This is a genomic window from Micromonospora sp. NPDC049645, assembly GCF_040675155.1.
Classification (GTDB): Bacteria; Actinomycetota; Actinomycetes; order Mycobacteriales; family Micromonosporaceae; genus Micromonospora.
The window spans coordinates 1-18,442 of sequence record NZ_JBFAOI010000019.1 but is presented as its reverse complement, the minus strand read 5'-3'; the positions used below and the strand labels follow the sequence as shown (position 1 = coordinate 18,442).

Annotated in this window: 16 protein-coding genes; 8 read left to right on the top strand and 8 right to left on the bottom strand. The window is 71.5% G+C overall.

Translation table 11 applies throughout. The features are described from left to right. The first annotated feature begins 85 nt into the window (after positions 1 to 85). From tkt to pgl, 6 genes are all read left to right on the top strand, one after another. Positions 86 to 2,224 carry a transketolase gene (gene tkt / locus AB0J33_RS28375; RefSeq protein ID WP_363617689.1) on the top strand — a complete coding sequence of 713 codons (2,139 nt, stop codon included), beginning with the start codon at positions 86 to 88 and terminating at the stop codon, positions 2,222 to 2,224. 15 nt (positions 2,225 to 2,239) lie between these two features. Beyond that, entirely contained in the window at positions 2,240 to 3,415 is a 1,176-nt protein-coding gene (gene tal, locus AB0J33_RS28370) for a transaldolase (RefSeq protein ID WP_363617687.1), read from the top strand. A gap of 147 nt (positions 3,416 to 3,562) precedes the next feature. Beyond that, entirely contained in the window at positions 3,563 to 5,212 is a 1,650-nt protein-coding gene (locus AB0J33_RS28365; RefSeq protein ID WP_363617685.1) for a glucose-6-phosphate isomerase, read from the top strand. Positions 5,213 to 5,214: 2 nt separating this feature from the next. Then, positions 5,215 to 6,768: a glucose-6-phosphate dehydrogenase gene (gene zwf, locus AB0J33_RS28360; protein ID WP_363617683.1), complete on the top strand. Its 1,554-nt coding sequence runs from the start codon at positions 5,215 to 5,217 to the stop codon at positions 6,766 to 6,768. Next, positions 6,765 to 7,781, top strand: coding sequence for a glucose-6-phosphate dehydrogenase assembly protein OpcA (locus AB0J33_RS28355; RefSeq protein WP_363617681.1), 1,017 nt, complete (start codon positions 6,765 to 6,767; stop codon positions 7,779 to 7,781). Before zwf ends, AB0J33_RS28355 begins: the two co-directional genes overlap by 4 nt. A gap of 134 nt (positions 7,782 to 7,915) precedes the next feature. Next, positions 7,916 to 8,686 carry a 6-phosphogluconolactonase gene (pgl, locus tag AB0J33_RS28350; RefSeq protein WP_363617679.1) on the top strand — a complete coding sequence of 257 codons (771 nt, stop codon included), beginning with the start codon at positions 7,916 to 7,918 and terminating at the stop codon, positions 8,684 to 8,686. A gap of 69 nt (positions 8,687 to 8,755) precedes the next feature. On the opposite strand, the gene AB0J33_RS28345 is transcribed toward pgl, so the two are convergent. From AB0J33_RS28345 to rapZ, 8 genes are all read right to left on the bottom strand, one after another. Then, positions 8,756 to 9,097: an RNA polymerase-binding protein RbpA gene (locus AB0J33_RS28345; RefSeq protein ID WP_363617677.1), complete on the bottom strand. Its 342-nt coding sequence runs from the start codon at positions 9,095 to 9,097 to the stop codon at positions 8,756 to 8,758. A gap of 140 nt (positions 9,098 to 9,237) precedes the next feature. Next, on the bottom strand, positions 9,238 to 9,498 hold the full coding sequence (gene secG / locus AB0J33_RS28340; RefSeq protein ID WP_363617675.1) for a preprotein translocase subunit SecG: 261 nt from the start codon (positions 9,496 to 9,498) through the stop codon (positions 9,238 to 9,240). Positions 9,499 to 9,594: 96 nt separating this feature from the next. Next, positions 9,595 to 10,386 (bottom strand): triose-phosphate isomerase, encoded by a 792-nt coding sequence (gene tpiA / locus AB0J33_RS28335; RefSeq protein WP_363617673.1) that lies wholly within the window; start codon positions 10,384 to 10,386, stop codon positions 9,595 to 9,597. Continuing rightward, positions 10,387 to 11,586 carry a phosphoglycerate kinase gene (locus AB0J33_RS28330; RefSeq protein WP_363617671.1) on the bottom strand — a complete coding sequence of 400 codons (1,200 nt, stop codon included), beginning with the start codon at positions 11,584 to 11,586 and terminating at the stop codon, positions 10,387 to 10,389. Then, entirely contained in the window at positions 11,583 to 12,587 is a 1,005-nt protein-coding gene (gap, locus tag AB0J33_RS28325; RefSeq protein ID WP_088988543.1) for a type I glyceraldehyde-3-phosphate dehydrogenase, read from the bottom strand. Before gap ends, AB0J33_RS28330 begins: the two co-directional genes overlap by 4 nt. Positions 12,588 to 12,853: 266 nt before the next feature. After that, positions 12,854 to 13,834 (bottom strand): DNA-binding protein WhiA, encoded by a 981-nt coding sequence (whiA, locus tag AB0J33_RS28320; protein WP_030337350.1) that lies wholly within the window; start codon positions 13,832 to 13,834, stop codon positions 12,854 to 12,856. A 54-nt stretch (positions 13,835 to 13,888) separates the two neighbouring features. Further along, the gene (locus AB0J33_RS28315) at positions 13,889 to 15,034 is read right to left on the bottom strand and encodes a 2-phospho-L-lactate transferase CofD family protein (RefSeq protein WP_363617666.1); all 1,146 of its coding nucleotides are present in this window, start codon (positions 15,032 to 15,034) and stop codon (positions 13,889 to 13,891) included. Continuing rightward, complete coding sequence (gene rapZ / locus AB0J33_RS28310) at positions 15,031 to 15,933, bottom strand: RNase adapter RapZ (RefSeq protein ID WP_354947724.1); 903 nt, start codon at positions 15,931 to 15,933, stop codon at positions 15,031 to 15,033. The genes AB0J33_RS28315 and rapZ overlap by 4 nt, the downstream gene beginning before the upstream one ends. A 250-nt stretch (positions 15,934 to 16,183) precedes the next feature. On the opposite strand from rapZ, the gene AB0J33_RS28305 reads away from it, so the two are divergent. Beyond that, a complete protein-coding gene (locus tag AB0J33_RS28305; RefSeq protein ID WP_363617664.1) occupies positions 16,184 to 16,528 on the top strand; it encodes a hypothetical protein in 345 nt (114 codons plus the stop codon). A 71-nt stretch (positions 16,529 to 16,599) separates the two neighbouring features. Further along, positions 16,600 to 18,441 (top strand): DNA helicase RecQ, encoded by a 1,842-nt coding sequence (gene recQ, locus AB0J33_RS28300; protein ID WP_363617662.1) that lies wholly within the window; start codon positions 16,600 to 16,602, stop codon positions 18,439 to 18,441. Position 18,442: the final 1 nt, after the last annotated feature.

Below are 18,442 nucleotides of genomic sequence, written 5' to 3'. Positions count from 1 at the left end.
GCACAGATCCCCGGGCGCACGTTTAGGGACGCTCGATAAGGTCATCGGTGAGGGTTCCGCCCATCTGCCGAGGAGCACAACCATCGTGGCTGTTAAACGACCCGAGCACTCCGCACTGAACTGGTCCGACCTCGATCGCCGGGCCGTAGACACCGTCCGCGTGCTGGCCATGGACGCCGTAGAGAAATCCGGCAACGGCCACCCGGGCACCGCGATGAGCCTCGCGCCCGCGGCGTACCTCCTCTTCAACCGCGTCATGCGACACAACCCGGCCGACCCGAACTGGCCCGGCCGCGACCGGTTCGTCCTCTCCGCCGGGCACTCCAGCCTGACGCTCTACATCCAGCTGTTCCTCTCCGGCTACCCGCTGAGCCTGGGCGACCTGAAGTCGCTGCGGCAGTGGGGCTCGCAGACGCCGGGGCACCCCGAGCACGGGCACACGCCGGGTGTGGAGACCACCACCGGCCCGCTCGGGCAGGGTCTGGGCAACGCGGTCGGCATGGCCATGGCGGCCCGCCGCGAGCGCGGCCTGTTCGACCCCGAGGCCGAGCCCGGCGCGTCCGTCTTCGACCACGACATCTGGTGCATCGTCTCCGACGGTGACATCGAGGAGGGCATCAGCCACGAGGCCAGCGCCCTCGCCGGGCACCAGCAGCTGGGCAACCTCACGGTGATCTACGACGACAACGAGATCTCCATCGAGGACGACACCCGGATCGCCAAGAGCGAGGACGTGGCCGCCCGCTACGAGGCGTACGGCTGGCACGTGCAGACCGTCGACTGGCGCAGCGGTGACGCCGACCAGGGCGACTACCAGGAGAACGTCGAGGCGCTGTACGCGGCGCTGCTGGCCGCCAAGGCGGACACCGCCCGTCCCTCCTTCATCGCGTTGCGCACCATCATCGGCTGGCCCGCGCCCAACAAGCAGAACACCGGCAAGATCCACGGTTCGGCGCTCGGCGCCGACGAGGTGAAGGCCACCAAGCGGATCCTCGGCTTCGACCCGGAGCAGACCTTCCAGGTCGACGAGGAGGTGCTCGGCCACGCCCGCACGGTGATGGGTCGCGGCGACAAGGCCGAGCAGGAGTGGACCGCCGCGTTCGACGCCTGGAAGAAGGCCAACCCGGAGCGGACCGCGCTCTACGAGCGGCTGGCTGGCCGCGTACTCCCCGAGGGCTGGGCCGACGCGTTGCCGGTGTTCCCCGCGGACGCCAAGGGGGTGGCCACCCGGGCCGCCTCCGGCAAGGTGCTGGAGGCGCTCGCGCCGGTGCTCCCGGAGCTGTGGGGCGGCTCGGCCGACCTGGCCGAGAGCAACAACACCACCATGAAGGGCGAGCCGTCGTTCATTCCGGCCGCGCACGCCACCAAGGACTTCCCCGGACACGAGTACGGCCGCACGCTGCACTTCGGCATCCGTGAGCACGCCATGGGCGCGATCCTCAACGGCATCGCCCTGCACGGTGGCACCCGCCCGTACGGCGGCACGTTCCTCGTGTTCAGCGACTACATGCGTCCGTCGGTGCGGCTGGCCGCGCTGATGAAGCTCCCGGTGACGTACGTGTGGACGCACGACTCGATCGGTCTCGGCGAGGACGGCCCGACCCACCAGCCGGTGGAGCACCTGACCGCGCTGCGGGCCATCCCGGGCCTGGACGTGGTCCGGCCGGCGGACGCCAACGAGACGGCCTGGGCCTGGCGGCAGGCGCTGGAGCACACCGACCGGCCCACCGCGCTGGCGCTGAGCCGTCAGCCGCTGCCGACCATGGACCGCGACGTCCTGGGCAGCGCGGAGGGCGTGGCCAAGGGCGGCTACGTACTGGCCGAGGCGTCCAACGGCAAGCCTCAGGTGATCATCATCGGCACCGGTTCCGAGGTGCAGCTCTGCCTGACCGCCCGGGAGCGGCTGGAGGCCGACGGCACCCCGACCCGGGTGGTCTCGATGCCCTGCCAAGAGTGGTTCCAGGAGCAGGATGAGGCGTACCGGGAGTCGGTTCTGCCACGCGGGGTAAAGGCACGGGTGAGCGTGGAGGCGGGCATCGCGATGTCCTGGCGCGGAATCGTCGGTGACCACGGCGAGAGCGTCAGCCTGGAGCACTACGGAGCGAGCGCCCCGCACACCGTGCTCTTCGAGCAGTTCGGGTTCACCCCCGACCGGATCGTGGCGGCGGCACACGCCTCGCTGGCCCGGGTGGGCGACATCACCGGTTTCACGACCGGCAACTGAGGGAGCGTGGACGGCATGACGGACAAGCTGAATGAGCTCACCGCCGCGGGTGTGGCGGTCTGGCTCGACGACCTTTCCCGGGTGCGGTTGAGCTCCGGCGGGCTGGACCAGCTGCGCCGCGAGAAGCACGTGGCCGGCGTCACCACCAACCCGACGATCTTCGCGAAGGCGCTGAGCGACGCCGACGAGTACAACTGGCAGCTGCACGACCTCGCCACCCGTGGGGTGGACGTGGAAGAGGCCGTGCGGATGCTCACCACGTACGACGTGCGGTGGGCCTGCGACGTGATGCGCCCGTCGTACGACGGCAGCGACGGTGTCGACGGCCGCGTCTCGATCGAGGTGGACCCGCGCAGCGCGCACGACGCGGACAAGACCGTCGCCGAGGCCAAGGCGCTGTGGTGGCTGGTCGACCGGCCCAACCTCTTCATCAAGATCCCGGCCACCGAGGAGGGCCTGTCGGCGATCACCGACACCCTCGCCGAGGGGATCAGCGTCAACGTCACGCTGATCTTCGGTCTGGACCGCTACTCGGCGGTCATGGAGGCGTTCCTGGCCGGTCTGGAGCAGGCCAAGGCCAACGGTCACGACCTGTCGAAGATCGGCTCGGTGGCGTCGTTCTTCGTCTCCCGGGTCGACTCCGAGGTCGACAAGCGGCTGGAGAAGGTCGGCTCGGACCAGGCCAAGGCGCTGCGGGGCAAGGCCGCCGTCGCCAACGCCCAGCTGGCGTACGAGCGCTACACCGAGGTGTTCTCCTCGGACCGCTGGAAGGCGCTCGCCGCCGCCGGCGCGCACCCGCAGCGGCCGCTGTGGGCGTCCACCTCGACGAAGAACCCGGACTACCGGGACGTCATCTACGTCGAGGAGCTGATCGCCCCCGGCACGGTCAACACCATGCCGGAGTCGGTCATCCACGCGTACGCCGATCACGGCGAGACCCGCGGCGACACCATCACCGGCGCGTACGACGCGGCCCGGAAGGTCTTCGCCGACCTGGAGTCGGTCGGGGTGGACATGGCCGACGTGATCGCCACCCTGGAGCGCGAGGGCGTGGAGAAGTTCGAAGCCAGCTGGCAGGAGCTGCTCGACGGCGTCCGCAAGTCCCTGGGGGCGGCGGGCAGCGGTAAGGGCTCGCCGAACAAGGCGGCCAAGGGCAACGCCAACGCCGCCGAGAAGGCGGGCGGCGCATGAGCGAGCGAATCAGCAGGCTCAGTGCCGAAGTGCCTCATGACGGCACGCAGCGAAGCGGAGTGACGGCATGAGCGAGCGAAGCGAGCGAATCAGCAGGCTCAGTGCCGAGGTGCCTCATGACGGCACGCAGCGAAGCGGAGTGACGGCATGAGTGACCTGCTTGCCGGGCCGGTGGAGGCAGCCGCCGGGCTCGCCGTGTACGGCGCGGACGCGATCGACAAGTCCGCGCCGGCCTCGACCCGGGACGCGCTGGTCAAGGCCGGCGTCCCGGGCAAGCTGGCGGGCAAGGACGCGAGCCTGTGGGGTCCGGACGCCGAGGCCGAGGCGAAGATCCGGCTGGGCTGGGTGGACACCCACCGGCGTAGCCGTGAGCTGCTCGTGCAGCTGGCCGAGCTGACCGCGGAGCTGGCCGACCTGGACCACGTGGTGCTCGCCGGCATGGGCGGCTCGTCGCTCGCCCCCGAGGTGATCACCCAGACGTTGGGTCGCCCGCTGACCGTGCTGGACACCACCGACCCGGGCCAGGTCCGGGCGGCCCTCGGTGACCGGCTGGAGCGCACCGTCGTGGTGGTGGCCAGCAAGTCCGGGTCGACGGTGGAGACCGACAGCCACCGCCGTGCCTACTGGCAGGCGTTCCTGGACGCCGGGATGACCGAGGCGGAGGCCGGGCGGCACTTCGTCATCGTCACCGACCCGGGTTCGCCGTTGGAGGCCACCGCGACCGAGATGGGCGCGTTCACCGTGCTCGCCGACCCGAACGTCGGCGGCCGGTATTCGGCGCTGACCGCGTTCGGCCTGGTGCCCTCGGCGCTGGCCGGGGTCGAGGTCGCGGAACTGCTCGACCAGGCCGACGCGTTGGCCACGTCGCTCGGCGCGGATCAGAACAACCCGGCGCTGGCGCTGGGCGCCGCCCTGGGCGCGGCGGCCACGTTGGCCCGCGACAAGGTCGCCCTGGTCTCCGACGGCACCGGCATCGACGGGCTCGGCGACTGGGCCGAGCAGCTGATCGCCGAGTCGACCGGCAAGGCCGGGGTGGGCATCCTCCCGGTGGTCGTGGAGTCCCCGCAGAGCCCCGGCGCCACCGGCGCGGACGTCTTGACCGTCAGCTACGGCGGCGCGTTGGCTCCCGGTGACGTGCCGGGCGGCGGCGCGGCCCCGGACGTGGCCGTCAACGGTCCGCTGGGCGCGCAGTTCCTGGCCTGGGAGTACGCCACCGCGGTGGCCGGCGTGGTGCTCGGCATCGACCCGTTCAACCAGCCGAACGTCACCGAGTCCAAGGAGAACACCAACAAGATTTTGGCCTCGGGCCTGCCGGCGGAGACGCCGTCGTTCACCGAGGGCGCGATCGAGGTGTACGCCCCGCAGGGCGCCCCCGGTGACCTGGCGGGTGTGCTGCGCTGGCTGCTCGACGGGCTGGGCGACGACGGTTACCTCGCGGTGATGGCGTACCTCGACCGGTTCGCCGACGCCGACGCGGCCCGGCTGCGGGCGCTGCTGGCCCAGGCGAGTGGCCGGCCGGTCACCTTCGGCTGGGGTCCCCGGTTCCTGCACTCGACCGGTCAGTACCACAAGGGCGGTCCGCAGGTGGGCAGCTACCTCCAGGTGACCGGCGCGGTCGCCGAGGACCTGGCGGTGCCGGGCAAGCCGTACACCTTCGGTGAGTTGCAGGCGGCGCAGGCCGCCGGGGACCGGCAGGCCCTCGCCGGTCGGCAGCGGCCGCTGCTGCGGTTGCACCTGACCGACCGGGCCGCCGGTGTCGCCCAACTACTGGACGCGGCCGGTGATCTGCGGGCGTGAGGATGGACGACGTGACTGAAGCGGAGCGAGGAGGTGGCTCGGTGAACCCGCTGCGCGACCCGCAGGACCGCCGGTTGCCCCGGATCCCCGAGCCCTGCGCTCTGGTGATCTTCGGGGTGACCGGCGACCTGGCCCGCAAGAAGCTGCTCCCCGCGGTTTACGACCTGGCCAACCGGGGGTTGCTGCCGCCCGGTTTCGTGGTGCTCGGTTTCGCGCGTCGCGACTGGGGTGACGGCGACTTCGAGACATTGGCCTGTGAGGCTGCCCGCAAGCACGCCCGCACCCCCTGGCGGGAGGAGGTGTGGGCGCGGCTGGCTGGCAACATCAAGTTCGTCGGCGGTTCCTTCGACGACGACGCGGCCTTCGACCAGCTTGCGACGACGCTTGACGATCTGCGCCAGACCCACGGCATCGCCGGCAACGCGGCGTTCTACTTCTCCATCCCGCCGGCCGCGTTCCCCGTCGTACTCAAGCAGCTGGCCCGCACCGGGATGGCCGACAACGAGAAGTCCGGTGGTTGGCGCCGGGTCGTGGTGGAGAAGCCGTTCGGCAACGACCTGCCCTCGGCGAAGGCGCTCAACGACCTCGTCGACGACGTGTTCACCCGGCAGGACGTCTTCCGGATCGACCACTACCTGGGCAAGGAGACGGTTCAGAACATCCTCGCCCTGCGGTTCGCCAACAACCTGTTCGAGCCGCTGTGGAACTCCAAGTACGTCGACTCGGTGCAGATCACCATGGCCGAGGACGTCGGCATCGGCACCCGGGCCGGCTTCTACGACACCGTCGGCACCGCCCGCGACGTGCTGCAGAACCACCTCCTCCAACTCCTCGCCCTGGTGGCGATGGAGGAGCCGACCAGCTTCGACGCCGACGAGATCCGCGCCGAGAAGCTGAAGGTGCTCAAGGCCATCACGCTGCCCAAGGACGTCACCCGGGACACCGTCCGTGGTCAGTACCTGCCCGGTTGGGTCGGCGGCGAACGCGCGGTCGGCTACCGGGACGAGCGGGACGTCCCCCCCGACTCCACCACGGAGACGTACGTGGCGGTGCGGTTGGGCATCCAGAACCGCCGCTGGGCGGAGGTGCCGTTCTACATCCGAGCCGGCAAGCGACTGCCCCGGCGGGTCACCGAGGTGGCCATCATGTTCAAGAAGGCGCCGCACCTGCCGTTCAACGACGCCGACATGGAGTCGCTGGGCAACAACCAGCTGGTCATCCGGGTGCAACCGGATGAGGGCGTGGTGCTCAAGTTCGGCTCGAAGGTGCCGGGCACCACCATGGAGGTCCGCGACATCGCGATGGACTTCCAGTACGGCGAGGCGTTCACCGAGTCCAGCCCCGAGGCGTACGAGCGTCTGGTGCTGGACGTGTTGATCGGCGACCGCACCCTGTTCCCGGACGCGGCCGAGGTCGAGCAGAGCTGGCAGGTGATCGACCCGCTGGAGCACGCCTGGGCGGGCACCACCCCGGAGCCGTACCGAGCCGGTGAGTGGGGCCCCCGGGCCTCCGACGAGATGTTGGCCCGTGAGGGTCGCGCTTGGAGACGAGCATGATCGGGCTGTGGGACACCACCGGCAACGAGGTGGTCAAGGCGCTCGCCGCCGAGCGGCGCAGCGCCGGCGGGGTGGCCAGCGGAATGGCGCTCACCCTGATCGTGGTGGTCGACGAGAAGCGGGTCCGGGAGGCGGAGGCCGCGGCGACCATCGCCGCCGCCGCGCACCCGTGCCGGTTGGTGGTGGTGGTGCGCTCGGAGATCGAGCGGGACCGCAACCGATTGGACGCGGAGATCGTGGTCGGTGGCCGGCTCGGTCCCTGCGAGGCGGTGGTCACCCGGATGTACGGCCGGCTGGCCCTGCACGCCGAGTCGGTCGTGATGCCGCTGCTCGTTCCCGACGTACCGGTGGTCACCTGGTGGCACGGCGAGCCGCCGGCGGAGATCGCCACCGACTTCCTCGGGGTGGTGGCCGACCGGCGGATCACCGACTCCGCGCAGGCCGCCGACCCGGTGGAGGCGCTACGGCAGCGTGCCCGGGATTACGCCCCCGGTGACACCGACCTGGCGTGGACCCGGATCACCCCGTGGCGGACCCTGGTCGCCGGAGCGTTCGACACCACCAGCGCCCAGGTCACCGAGGCGACCATCGTCGCGCCGCCCACCGACCCGACGGCGACTCTGATGGCCGGTTGGCTGTCCAGCCGGCTCGGCATCACCCCGCGCCGGGTGGACAGCGACGAGTTCCCCCGGATGCGGGAGGTGCAGCTCAGCTGCGCCAACGGCGACCAGCTGACGCTGACCCGCGAGGACAGCATGGCCGTGTTCCGGCGTACCGGCCAGGACGATCGGGCTCTGCCGCTGGTCCGTCGTCCGCTCGGTGACGAGCTGGCCGAGGAGCTGCGCCGTCTGGACGCCGACCAGGTGTACGCGGAGGCGCTGGGCGCGACGGTCGGCCTACGCGGGCTGGAGCAGCGTCCCGCGCAGCGGGTCCACGTCTGGAAGGATCCGGCCACCGCGCAGCGCGCCGAGGCCGGGGTCACCGCACACACCGGCACGAGCAGCCAGGGCTGAGCCCAGCCGGGTACGACGTTGGGGCGGGGTCGGTACGCACCGGCCCTGCCCCGAAACACCCCACCTCGGTCACAACGGCCCGGGCAACGACGCGACAGCGACCGCCTCGCGGTCGGGAAACGAAGGCGCAACCCATGAGTGAGGCGAGTGTCGCCGTCCACGCCGACGCCGACCTGCTGGCGCAGGCCGTGGCGGCCCGGTTGCTGGTGAAACTGCTCGACGCCCAGGCCGACCGGGGTGAGGCCTCGGTGGTGCTGACCGGAGGTCGGATCGCCGCGGCCGTGTACCGGGCGGTGGCGACGCTGCCGGCCCGCGACGCGGTGGACTGGTCCCGGGTCGACGTGTGGTGGGGTGACGAACGGTTCCTGCCCGCCGGTGACCCCGACCGCAACGAGACCCAGGCCCGAGCTGCCCTGCTGGACGTGGTTCCGCTGAACCCGGCCCGGGTGCACGCCATGCCGGCCTCGGACGGCCCGGCCGGCAACGACCCGGAGGCGGCGGCAGCGGCGTACGCGCAGGAGCTGGCGCGCGCCGCCCGGCCCGGGCACGCCACGCTGCCGCACTTCGACGTGCTGATGCTGGGCGTCGGCGAGGACGGCCACGTGGCCTCGGTCTTCCCCGAGCACCCGGTGAGCTACGAGACCCGTCCGGTCAGCGCGGTGCGGGGCAGCCCCAAGCCGCCGCCGGTGCGGACCACCCTCACCCTGCCGGCGATCAACACCGCCGAAGAGGTCTGGCTGGTGGCCGGCGGCGCCGACAAGGCTCACGCGGTGGGGATGGCGTTGGCCGGCGCCGGGCCGGTGCAGTTGCCGGCCGCCGGGGTACGCGGCGTGGACCGCACCCGCTGGCTGCTGGACCGGGCGGCGGCAGCCGACGTGCCCGCGCGGCTGCGCAGCCTGCGCTAAGCGCGGAGCCGTCACCCGTCGCGTCGGCGGCGCAGACCCGTCACCCGTCGCGTCGGCGGCGCAGACCCACTACTCGCCGCGTCGGCGGCGCAGCGCGGCGAGCGCCTCGTTCAGCAGGGCCTCGCCCTCCTCGGCGGTGCGCCGCTCCTTCACGTACGCCAGGTGGCTCTTGTACGGCTCGGCGCGGACCCGCCCCGGCGGGTTCTGCGCGTCCCGGCCGGCGGGCAGGCCGCAGCGGGGGCAGTCCCACACGGGAGGGGGCTCGACGTCCGCGGCGATCCGGATGTCGACCTGATGGTCGTTACGGCACCAGTAGGTGACGTCCTGTCGGGGGGCGGGTTGGTGCCGCTCGTCCGGGCGCATGGGTGCGGACCCGACCCGGGCTCCCCGGATAACGTTGCCACTCGGCACGGCTGCTCGCTCCTGTCGTCGGAGGGGACCCGCCGTCTTCGGGGGTGCAGCGGCGGGCGACGCGGTGCAGCGGAGAAAAGCCTGCGCGCGGCCCGTCGAGTGACGAACCGCGCGCAGATTGTACGACTTACTGAGCCTGCTCAGGCGCCGCTGTTCAGTTGGAGGCGCAGCCAGAGCCCGAGCCCGACGATGGCGGCGAACCAGACGACACTCACCAGAACGGTGTAGCGGTCCAGGTTTTTCTCCGCCACCGAGGAGCCGGCAAGGCTGGAGCTGACGCCACCGCCGAACATGCTCGACAGACCACCGCCCTTGCCGCGGTGCAGCAGGATCAGCATGGTGAGCAGAATGCTCGTGATGACCAGCAACACGATCAACGTGTATGCGAACCAGATCGGCATGGCTGGGGTCAGTTCCTCTCGTAGCGATCCTCGCCCGGTCTGATCGGGCACGGCGGCACCGACCGTCGGACGGGCGGTGTCCAGGATACCGAGCGATCAGCGAGCAAGGTGCTCCGGGAACCGGCAGATCTGAGCGAATTCCTCCGCGTCCAGGCTGGCGCCCCCCACCAGGCCCCCGTCCACGTCCGGCTGGCCCATGATCGAGGCGATGTTGGACGCCTTGACCGAGCCGCCGTAGAGGACCCGAACCTGGTCGGCGGTCTCCTGGTCGTAGCGCTCCGCCAGCCGCTGACGCACCGCCCCGCAGACCTCCTGAGCGTCCTCCGGGGTGGCGGTCTTGCCCGTGCCGATCGCCCAGACCGGCTCGTACGCGATCACGACCTGCCGCACCTGCTCGGGGGTGAGCCCGGCGAGGCCCCCGTCGAGCTGCTCGGAGCAGTGCGCCACATGGGTGCCCTGCTCGCGGATGTCCAGCCCCTCCCCCACGCAGAGGATCGGCGTCAGGCCGTGCGTTAACGCCGCCTTGACCTTGGCGTTGACCAGGGCGTCGTCCTCGTTGTGGTAGGCCCGCCGCTCGGAGTGCCCGACCACCACGTAGGTGCAGCCGAGCTTGGCCAGCATCGGCCCGGAGATGTCCCCGGTGTACGCGCCGGACGCGTGCGGCGACAGATCCTGCCCGCCGTAGCCGATCAGCAGCTTGTCCCCGTCCACCGCGGTCTGCACGGTTCGCAGATCGGTGAACGGCGGCAGCACCACCGTCTCGACGTCGGTGAGCTGTTTCTCGGTGAGGCTCGCCGCCAGCTTCTGCACCAGCAGGTTGGCCTCGAGGTGGTTGAGGTTCATCTTCCAGTTGCCGGCCATCAACGGCCGGCGGGTGGTGCTCGACATTCAGTTCTCCAGGGCCGCGATGCCGGGGAGGGTCTTGCCCTCGAGGTATTCCAGGGAGGCGCCACCACCGGTGGAGATGTGCCCGAAGGACGACTCGTCCAGCCCCAACGCGCGGACCGCCGCCGCCGAGTCACCGCCGCCGACGACGCTGAACGCGTCGGCCTTGGTGATCGCCTCGGCGATCCCCCGGGTGCCCGCCGCGAAGGCCGGCATCTCGAACACGCCCATCGGACCGTTCCAGAAGATCGTCTTCGCCTGGGACAGCGCGGCGCTGAAGCCGGCCACCGTCTCCGGCCCGACGTCCAGGCCGAGCCGGTGACTCGGGATGCCGTCGACCCGCACCGTGTCGTGCGCGGCGTCCGGGGCGAACGCGTCCGCGACCACCACGTCGACCGGGAGCATGATCTTGCCGCCGGAGCGCTCCAGCAGGTTGCGGCAGGTCTCGACCATGTCCTTCTCCAGCAGGGAGGTGCCCACCTCCAGGCCCTGGGCCTTGAGGAAGGTGAAGCACATCCCGCCACCGATGAGCAGCCGGTCGACCGTGGGCAGCAGGGCCTCGATCACCGCGAGCTTGTCGGACACCTTCGACCCACCGAGCACCACCACGTACGGGCGCTCGGGGTCACCGGTGAGCTTGGAGAGGACCTCGACCTCACGCAGCACCAGCCGGCCCGCGACGTGCGGCAACCGGGCCGGCACGTCGAAGACACTTGCGTGCTTGCGGTGCACGGCGCCGAACGCGTCGTCCACGTACGCGTCGCCGAACGCGGCGAGCTGGTCGGCGAAGGCGCCCCGCTCGGCGTCGTCCTTGCTGGTCTCACCGGCGTTGAAACGCAGGTTCTCCAGGAGGGCGACCTGGCCGTCGGCCAGGTCCGCGACGGTGGAGCGGGCGGAGTCACCGACGGTGTCGGTGGCGAAGTGCACCGGCGCGCCGAGCAGCTCACCGAGCCGCCCGGCGACCGGGCCGAGGCTGAACTGCGGGTCCGGGGCGCCCTTCGGGCGGCCCAGGTGCGAGCAGACGACCACCTTCGCGCCGGCCTCGACCAGCGCGCCGAGGGTCGGCAGCACCGCCCGGATCCGCCCGTCATCAGTGATGGCGCCGGTCTGCTTGTCGAGCGGGACGTTCAGGTCGGCGCGCACCAGCACGCGCCGACCCGACACCCCCTCGGCGAGCAGGTCGTCGAGGGTCCGGATGCTCACAGCGACGAACCGACCAGCTTGACGAGGTCGACGAGCCGGTTGGAGTAGCCCCACTCGTTGTCGTACCAGCCGACGACCTTGACCTGGTTGCCGACGACCTTGGTCAGCGGCGCGTCGAAAATGCACGACGCCGGGTCGGTCACGATGTCGGTGGAGACGATCGGGTCCTCGTTGTAGACCAGGATGCCCTTGAGCGGGCCGTCCGCGGCGGCCTTCAGCGCGGCGTTGACCTCGTCGACGGTGGTCTCGCGACCCACGTTGACGGTGAGGTCGGTGACCGAACCGGTCGGGATCGGCACCCGCAGGGCGTACCCGTCGAGCTTGCCCTTGAGGTCCGGCAGGACCAGGCCGATCGCCTTGGCGGCGCCGGTGGAGGTCGGCACGATGTTCAGCGCGGCGGCCCGGGCCCGACGCAGGTCCGAGTGCGGTGCGTCCTGGAGGTTCTGGTCCTGGGTGTACGCGTGGATCGTGGTCATCAGACCGTGCTGGATGCCGAACGTGTCGTGCAGCACCTTCGCCATCGGGGCGAGGCAGTTGGTGGTGCACGAGGCGTTGGAGATGATGGTGTGCTTCGCCGGGTCGTAGGTGTCGTGGTTGACACCCATGACGACGGTGACGTCCTCGTTCTTCGCCGGGGCGGAGATGATGACCTTCTTGGCCCCGCCGTCGACGTGCGCCTTGGCCTTCGTGGCGTCGGTGAAGAAGCCGGTCGACTCGATGACGACGTCGGCGCCGACCTCGCCCCACGGCAGCTTCGACGGGTCCTTCTCGGCGTACGCCTTGATGGTCTTGCCACCGACGGTGATCTCGTCGGCGGTGGCCTTGACCTCGTACGGCAGGCGGCCGAGGATGCTGTCGTACTTGAGCAGGTGGGCAAGCGTGCCGTTGTCGGTCAGGTCGTTCACCGCCACGACCTCGATGTCGGCGTCAGACGCCAGCACTGCCCGGAAGAAGTTACGGCCGATTCGGCCAAAGCCGTTGATGCCAACCCGGATGGTCACAGGTCCCATCTCCTCGCGTTCTGGTCCGCCGGCTACAGACAACGGGCCGGCGGGAATGGTGTGCGCCGACCGTTGGAGCCGGCCGTCGACGGTTCATCTCGGCCACCCCGCCGCGCGGTCTGAGGACCTGACCGCCCGAGGCGGTGGGCACGACGAGAAGTGCCGGTGTCGGCCCCCTTGCCGTACTCAGCGACCATATCCGAGCGTGCGAGACCACGCTGCGCCGGGTCGTGCTCCCGGGCGCACCGTGCGGCCCCACCGTCCTATCAGACCACGAGCATGTCGGGCGTGACGGCTGCTTCCGTATCCGGGATGCCGAGGTCGCGGGCCCGCTTGTCGGCCAGCGCCAGGAGCCGGCGGATTCGCCCGGCGATGGCGTCCTTGGTCAGCGGGGGGTCGGCCAGCGCGCCCAGCTCCTCCAGCGAGGCCTGCCGGTGCTCCAGGCGCAGCCGCCCGGCGTCGGTCAGGTGGTTGGGCGCCTCGTCGGCGAGGATCTCCAGGGCACGGGTGACCCGGGCGGCGGCGGCGACCGCCGCCCGCGCCGAACGGCGCAGGTTGGCGTCGTCGAAGTTGGCGAGCCGGTTCGCGGTGGCCCGCACCTCGCGGCGTACCCGACGCTCCTCCCAGGCCAGCACGCTGGAGTGCGCGCCGATCCGGGTGAGCAGCGCGGCGATCGCGTCACCGTCCTTGACGACCACCCGATCCACCCCGCGTACCTCGCGGTTCTTCGCGGTGATGCCGATGCGGCGGGCCGCGCCGACCAGTGCCAGCGCCGACTCCGGCCCCGGGCAGGTGATCTCCAGGGCGCTGGATCGGCCGGGCTCGGTGAGCGAGCCGTGCGCCATGAACGCGCCCCGCCAGGCGGAGACCGCGCAGCAGACGTTCGCCGCCACCACGTGCGGGGGCAACCCTCGCACCGGGCGGCCCCGCACGTCGAGCAGGCCGGTCTGCCGGGCGAGGGCCTCGCCGTCCTTGACCACCCGCACGATGAAGTGGCTGCCCTTGCGCAGCCCACCGGAGGCCAGCACGTGGATCTCGCTGGGGTACCCGTAGACCTCGGCGATCTCCCGGCGCAGTCGCCGGGCCACCGCCCCGGTGTCCAGTTCAGCCTCCACCACCACGCGGCCGGAGACGATGTGCAGCCCGCCGGCGAAGCGCAGCAGCGCGGCCATCTCCGCCCGCCGACAGCAGGGCTTGGGCACGTCGACCCGACTCAGCTCGTCCTTGACCGCGGCCGTCATCGCCATTGTGCGTCCCCTCACGGACCTGTTCCGGCGTGTCGCCGGAGATTACGTACGTGTCTAACGATCGGCGCCCAGGACAGGCACCAGCGCGGCGCCCAGGGCAGCCGGATCATGGCGGGGAGTGCCGTCGGTGACGGCGACGGGGGCGAGGACCAGGCGGGCACCCAGCGATTCTGCCGCACGTTCGACCGGTTCGGGGTCACCCACCGCCTTGGCGTCGGCGAGCACGAAATCCGCCTTGAGCTCGGGCAGGTACCAGTGCAGAGCCGCGAGGTGGTCGGCGACGGAGAGCCCGAGGGTCTCCTTCTCCGCGGCGAGGTTCAGCGTGACCAGGCGCCGGGCCGAGGTGGAGACGATCGCGTCGGCCAACTGCGGCACCAGCAGGTGCGGAAGCACGCTGGTGTACCAGCTGCCCGGCCCGAAGATCAACCAATCGGCGGCCCGGATCGCCTCGATCGCCTCGGCGCAGGCCGGTGGGGCGCCCGGGGTGAGGCGCAGCGACTCGACCCGCCCGGTGGTGACGGCCACCTGGTGCTGGCCGCTCACCGTCCGCACCTCGTCCGGGGCGGCGGGGTCGACCCCGCGTACCCGTGCCTCGATCCCGACCGGTTGGCGGGACATCGGCAACACCCGGCCGACCGCGCCGAGCATCGCGCCGGCGTGCTCCAGCGCGGCCACCGGGTCGCCGAGCAGCTCCATGAGACCGCAGAGCACCAGGTTGCCCACCGCGTGCCCGGCCAGGCCGTCGCCGCCGGTCGCCGCCCCGTCGGCCCCGGCCCAGGTGGTGTCGGTCCCGGCCCAGCTGGTGTCGGTCCCGGCCGACGCTCCGTCGCCGCCGCGGTGGGCGGCGCCGCGGTGGGCGGCGCCGTCCCGGTCCGGGTCGTCGCCCGCGGTCGCGCCCGGGTCGGCGTCGGCGGACCGGGGTACGCCCACCGGCAGGGCGGCGAAGCGGTGCTGGAACAGCCCGGCGCTGCGCCGGGTGGCCGGGTGGTCCCCGGCCAACGCCACCAGCGCCTGACGCAGGTCCCCCGGGGGCAGGCCACCGCGCTCGGCGCGCAGCCGACCACTGGAGCCGCCATCGTCACCCACCGTGACTACCGCGGTGATGTCGAGGTCGAGTTCGGGAGCGCAGTGACGCAGCGCGCGCAGCGAGGCGGAGAGGCCGTGCCCGCCGCCGAACGCCACCACCCGCCGGGCCGTCATTCCCGCCCCAGGTCGCGGTGCTGGGCGTTGGCGGCGAGCCCGGAGTGGCGCAGTCGGCTGGCCAACTCCTCGGCGATGGCCACGCTGCGGTGCTTGCCGCCGGTGCAGCCCACGGCGACGGTGAGGTACCGCTTGCCTTCCCGCTCGAAGCCGGTCGTGGTGGCGTTGACCAGGTCGGCGTACGACGCGACGAAGGCGTCCGCGCCCTCCTGACCCAGCACGTACGCGCTGACCGCCTCCTCCCGCCCGGTGTGCTCCCGCAGCTCCGGCACCCAGTACGGGTTGGGCAGGAAGCGGGCGTCCAGCACGAAGTCGGCGTCCGGCGGCAGGCCGTACTTGAAGCCGAACGACAGCACGGTGACCCGCAGCCGGCGGGCGTCCTCGCCGCCGAACAGCTCCTCGATGCGCCGCCGGAGCTGGTTGACGTTCAGGTGGCTGGTGTCGATGATCACGTCGGCCTGGTCGCGCGCCTCCTCCAGCAGGCCACGCTCGACGGCGATGCCGTCGGCCAGCCGCCCGTCACCCTGCAACGGGTGCGACCGGCGAACACTCTCGAACCGCCGGATCAGCACCTCGTCGTCGGCGTCGACGAAGACCACCCGGGGCGAGAAGCCGCGCTCCTTGAGCTCCCGGATCGCCCCGGCCAGGTCGGTGGAGAAGGCCCGGGACCGCACGTCCAGCACCATCGCGGTACGCCTGGCCGCGCCCCCCGCCTTGAACGCCAGCTCGGCCATGTCCAGCATCAGTGCCTGCGGCAGGTTGTCGACGACGTAGTAGCCGACGTTCTCCAACGCCCGGGCCACCGTGCTGCGGCCACCACCGGAGACGCCGGTGACCACCACGAGCGTGGTCTCCGACTCGGCCGCCACCTGCTCGTCATCGGCATCCGGGCCGTCGATCCGGTCACCGGCTGTGCGCGCCTCGCTCACCCGTACCCCCAAGCCGTGGCGCCGCGGCCGCCCTCGGCCGCGATTGGTCAATCAGCGACTCTATCCCGCCACCGGGTCGAGTCCCGGCACCCGTGGCCGGGCGGCGTCCGCGGGCCGCTCGACGGTCGCCCTCCCGACAGCGCGCGCACTTGATGACGATCAGTAATCGTCAATATGCTCAGCGTGATCGTCGCAGGTCAAACCGACATCTGGAGGCGCGATGCACGACCTGGCGGACAAGAACAAGTACGTCGGTTTCCTGTTCATGCGGATCAGTCCCGAGTATTTCGCCCTCGGCCGCGAGGGCATCCACGAGGTCTCCGCCGAGCACGCCCGCGACCTGGGCCGCTTCGCCAAGCAGCTCACCCACGTCGTCTGCACCGGCGTGAACGGCAGGTACGACCAGGTCACCATGGTCGAGGCCGACACCCTCGAAGAGATCAACGCAGCGGCCACCGCCTTCCGAATGGGCAACAAGGCCCGCTACATCGAAATCGTCGACATCGTGGTCGGGATGAAGGCCCCGCCGCGCGGCCTCGCCAACCGGTCCAACCAACCCGGCTGACCGCGGCACCCGGCGCCCCCGCCCGGGTGCGCCGGGCGGGCGCTGTCGGCGTCGGCTCGTAGACTCCCCGGATGGCTTCTCCCACCGACCTGCGGACCGAGGGCGCGCTGCCGGTGCTGCGCCGGGTGTTCGGCTACGACGCCTTCCGTGGTTTCCAGCAGGACGTGATCGACCATGTGGTCGCCGGCGGCGACGCGCTGGTGTTGATGCCCACCGGTGGCGGCAAGTCCCTGTGCTACCAGATCCCGGCTCTGGTCCGCGACGGGGTCGCGGTCGTCGTGTCCCCGCTGATCGCGCTCATGCAGGACCAGGTGGACGCCCTCACCGCCGTCGGCGTACGCGCCGGGTTCCTCAACTCGACCCAGACCCTGGACGCCCGGCGCCGGGTGGAGGCGGCCTTCGTCGCCGGCGAGTTGGACCTGCTCTACCTCGCCCCGGAGGCGCTCGGCGTCCGGTCCACCCTCGCCCTGCTGGACCGGGGGCGCATCTCCCTGTTCGCGATCGACGAGGCGCACTGCGTGTCCCAGTGGGGGCACGACTTCCGCCCCGACTATCTCGCGCTGTCGATGCTGCACGAACGCTGGCCGCAGGTGCCCCGCATCGCCCTGACCGCCACCGCGACCAGCGCCACCCGCACCGAGATCGCGACCCGGCTCAAGCTCGACGACGCCCGGCACTTCGTGGCCAGCTTCGACCGACCCAACATCCAGTACCGGATCGTGCCCAAGCGGGAGCCGCGCAAGCAGCTGCTGACCCTGCTGCGCGACGAGCACCCCGGCGACGCCGGCATCGTCTACTGCCTGTCCCGGGCCTCGGTCGACAAGACGGCGGAGTTCCTCACCGCCAACGGGGTCGCCGCCCTGCCGTACCACGCCGGGTTGGACGCGGGCACCCGCGCCGCCAACCAGCAGCGCTTCCTGCGGGAAGACGGCCTGGTCATGGTGGCCACCATCGCCTTCGGCATGGGCATCGACAAGCCCGACGTGCGCTTCGTCGCCCACCTCGACCTACCCAAGTCCGTCGAGGGCTACTACCAGGAAACCGGGCGCGCCGGCCGCGACGGCCTGCCGTCCACCGCCTGGCTGGCGTACGGGCTGCAGGACGTCGTCCAGCAACGCAAGATGATCGAGACGTCGGACGGTGACCTCGCCCACCGCCGCAACCTCGCCGCGCACCTGGACGCGATGCTCGCCCTCTGCGAGACGGTGCGCTGCCGGCGGGTCCAGCTGCTCGAATACTTCGGCGAGACGACGACGGCCGCGTGCGGCAACTGCGACACCTGCCTCACCCCACCGGAGTCCTGGGACGGCACCGTCGCCGCCCAGAAGCTGCTGTCCACCGTCTTCCGGCTCGACCGTGAACGCAACCAGCGGTTCGGTGCCGGGCACTGCATCGACATCCTGCTCGGCAAGCAGACCGACAAGATCAGCCAGTACGGTCACGACTCGCTGACCGTCTTCGGCATCGGCCCCGAGCTGACCGAGGCGGAGTGGCGGGGCGTCGTCCGGCAGCTACTCGCCGAAGGGCTGCTCGCCGTCGAAGGCGACTACGGCACCCTGGCGCTGACCGAGGCGAGCGCCGACGTCCTCGGCCGCCGCCGCACGGTCACCATGCGGCGCGAGCCGGAGAAGCCGGCATCGAGTCGCTCGTCGAAGCCGCGCGGCTCGTCCACCGTCGTGGCCGAGCTGACCCCGGCCGCCGCGTCGCTGTTCGAGCGGCTGCGCGGCTGGCGCGCGGCCACCGCCAAGGAGCAGGGCGTCCCGGCGTACGTGATCTTCCACGACGCCACTCTCCGACAGATCGCCAGCGACGCGCCGGGCACCCTCGCCGAGCTGTCCCGGATCAGCGGGGTCGGCGAGAACAAACTCGCCAAGTACGGCGAGCAGATCCTGGCCGTCCTCGCCACCGACTGAC

Excerpts from the sequence above, each read along its gene's own strand:
- tal (WP_363617687.1), top strand. The coding sequence starts at position 2,240 with ATGACGGACAAGCTGAATGAGCTCACCGCCGCGGGTGTGGCGGTCTGG.
- AB0J33_RS28365 (WP_363617685.1), top strand. The coding sequence starts at position 3,563 with ATGAGTGACCTGCTTGCCGGGCCGGTGGAGGCAGCCGCCGGGCTCGCC.
- zwf (WP_363617683.1), top strand. The coding sequence starts at position 5,215 with ATGGACGACGTGACTGAAGCGGAGCGAGGAGGTGGCTCGGTGAACCCG.
- AB0J33_RS28355 (WP_363617681.1), top strand. The coding sequence starts at position 6,765 with ATGATCGGGCTGTGGGACACCACCGGCAACGAGGTGGTCAAGGCGCTC.
- pgl (WP_363617679.1), top strand. The coding sequence starts at position 7,916 with ATGAGTGAGGCGAGTGTCGCCGTCCACGCCGACGCCGACCTGCTGGCG.
- secG (WP_363617675.1), bottom strand. The coding sequence starts at position 9,498 with ATGCCGATCTGGTTCGCATACACGTTGATCGTGTTGCTGGTCATCACG.
- tpiA (WP_363617673.1), bottom strand. The coding sequence starts at position 10,386 with ATGTCGAGCACCACCCGCCGGCCGTTGATGGCCGGCAACTGGAAGATG.
- whiA (WP_030337350.1), bottom strand. The coding sequence starts at position 13,834 with ATGGCGATGACGGCCGCGGTCAAGGACGAGCTGAGTCGGGTCGACGTG.
- AB0J33_RS28315 (WP_363617666.1), bottom strand. The coding sequence starts at position 15,034 with ATGACGGCCCGGCGGGTGGTGGCGTTCGGCGGCGGGCACGGCCTCTCC.
- AB0J33_RS28305 (WP_363617664.1), top strand. The coding sequence starts at position 16,184 with ATGCACGACCTGGCGGACAAGAACAAGTACGTCGGTTTCCTGTTCATG.
- recQ (WP_363617662.1), top strand. The coding sequence starts at position 16,600 with ATGGCTTCTCCCACCGACCTGCGGACCGAGGGCGCGCTGCCGGTGCTG.